Annotated in this window: 2 protein-coding genes; both read right to left on the bottom strand. The window is 70.3% G+C overall.

Annotated features, from left to right (window positions below; genetic code table 11):
* Positions 1-1,184: LUD domain-containing protein (locus VAE53_RS05245; protein ID WP_322818319.1), on the bottom strand; the 1,184-nt coding region annotated here is incomplete at its 3' end.
* A partial coding sequence (locus VAE53_RS05240; protein ID WP_322818318.1) for a (Fe-S)-binding protein occupies positions 1,181-2,053 on the bottom strand: 873 nt, incomplete at its 5' end. The genes VAE53_RS05240 and VAE53_RS05245, both read right to left, overlap by 4 nt.

Raw genomic sequence — 2,053 nt, 5'->3', positions numbered from 1 at the left:
GCGGCGGCCCATGCCTTCCAGGCTGCTCGTTCGGCTTTCCCGGCGGCCTGGCCCCGGCGGACGGCGTCGGCGCGGAGGTCGAGGAGCATGCGATGGAGGGGGATGCCGACGGGGCAGGCTTCGGTGCAGGCGCCGCAAAGGGAGCTGGCGAAGGGGAGCTCGGCGTGGTGAGTTCCCGGCCAGAGGAGGGGAGAGAGGACGGCGCCGATGGGGCCCATGTAGGGCGATTGGTAGGCGAGGCCGCTGACGGCGCGGTAGACGGGGCAGGCGTTCATGCAGGCGCCGCAGCGGATGCAGCGAAGGACGTCACGATAGCGCGGGTCGGCGAGGATGCGGGACCGGCCGTTGTCGACGACGATGACGTGGCGCTCCTGCCCGGGGGGCGGTGTGCCGAGGATGTGGGTGAAGGCGGTGAGGGGCTGGGCGGTGGCGCTGGGGGCGAGGACCTGGAGGACGGCGAGTGCGTCGGCTTCGTCGGCGACGATTTTTTCGAGTCCGGTGATGACGATGTGTTTGCGGGGATGCGAGACGCCGAGGGCGACGTTGCCTTCGTTTTCGACGATGGCGATGCGCCCGGAGCTGGCGATGAGCTGGTTCGCGCCGGTGATGGCGGCGTCGCAGTTTTCGAAGTAGCGACCGACGATGTCGCGGATGTGTTGGGAGAGGATGAGGGGGTCTTCGGTGGTGAGCGAGGCGCCGGCGCGCTGGAGGATGGTGCGGATCTTGGCCCGGTCGAGGTGGATGGCGGGGGCGGTGATGTGGCTGGGGCCGCGGCCTTCGAGGTCGACGATGTATTCGCCGATGTCGGTTTCGAGGACGTCGATGCCGGCTTGGCGGAGGGCGTGGGTGAGGCCGACCTCTTCGGCGACCATGGATTTGGATTTGGCGACCCGGCGTGCGTTGCCGAGGAGGCGGCGGGCGATATCGACGGCTTCGGCGGCGGTGGCGGCGCGGTGGTAGCCGACGCCGCGGAGGGCGAGCTGCTCGCGGAGGCGTCGGTGGAGTGGCTCGAGTTCTTCGACGGCGCGGGCGCGTGCGGTGGCGGCGCGGTCACGGGCGTCGGTGGGGCCGCGGGCGAGCATGGCGGCGGAGTCCTGCACGAGTTTGCGCATGATGGGGAGCAGGGCCTGGCTGCGGTGTTCGGCTGCAATTTCGTGCCGGGCGCGTTGGCGGAAGGAGGTCATCCGAGGGCCCTCGCGAGGAGCTCGGGGAGGGTCCAGGCTTGGAGCTGGACGCCGAGGCCGGCGGCGCCGGACTCGAGGTGGGCGAGGCAGGAGTAATCGGGGGAGACGACAACGCGTGCGCCGGTGGCGCCGAGGTTTTCGAGTTTGGCCCGCATGATTTCGACGGAGACCTCGGGTTCTTCGAGGGCGAAGGTTCCGCCGAAGCCGCAGCACTCTTCGGCGAAGGCGGGCGGCCGGACTTCGAGCCCTTGGATGTGGGAGAGGACGGTTGCGAGGGCTGACGAGGCGTGGAGCTCGCGGCGGGAGTGGCAGGATTCGTGGACGGCGACGACGCCAGGCAGCCTGAGGGCGAGGCGATCGAGGTTGGGGTGACGGGCGACGTAGGTGGCGAAATCGACGAAGCGGGCGGCGATGGCGGCAGCGGCGCGGTCGCGCGGGGGTTGCCAGAGGGTGGGGAGGTAGTGGCGGACCATGGCGGTGCAGGAGCCGGAGGTGGTGACGATGGTGGTATGGGCGCGGGCGGCGCGGAGGAGGCCACGGCCGACGGTGCGAGCCTCTTCGCGGAAGCCGGAGTTGAAGGCGGGCTGGCCGCAACAGCGCCCGTCGATGAGCGTGACGGAATCGCCGAGCGCCTCGAGGACACGGCGCGCGTGGTCGGCGTCGTCTGGGCGCAGGGCCTGGAGGTAGCAGGGGTCGAACAGGGCGACGGAGGCCATCGGGGCCATTGTACGGCCAGCTGTTTGCGCCGGTGTGAGGGCGGGCGGCAGAATCGGGAGTGCATGTTCGACGAGGATGGAGGTTCTGCCTGGGATGTCCGAGGTGACGACTTCGATTCGGGACCACGGTCCGTATTTGGTGCGGGGGGAGGT

It is taken from the genome of Tepidiforma sp. (assembly GCF_034432735.1).
In the GTDB taxonomy this organism is placed as follows: Bacteria; Chloroflexota; Dehalococcoidia; order Tepidiformales; family Tepidiformaceae; genus Tepidiforma.
Note: the sequence above shows the minus strand (reverse complement) of the source record. Positions and strands in the feature narration are given on the sequence as shown.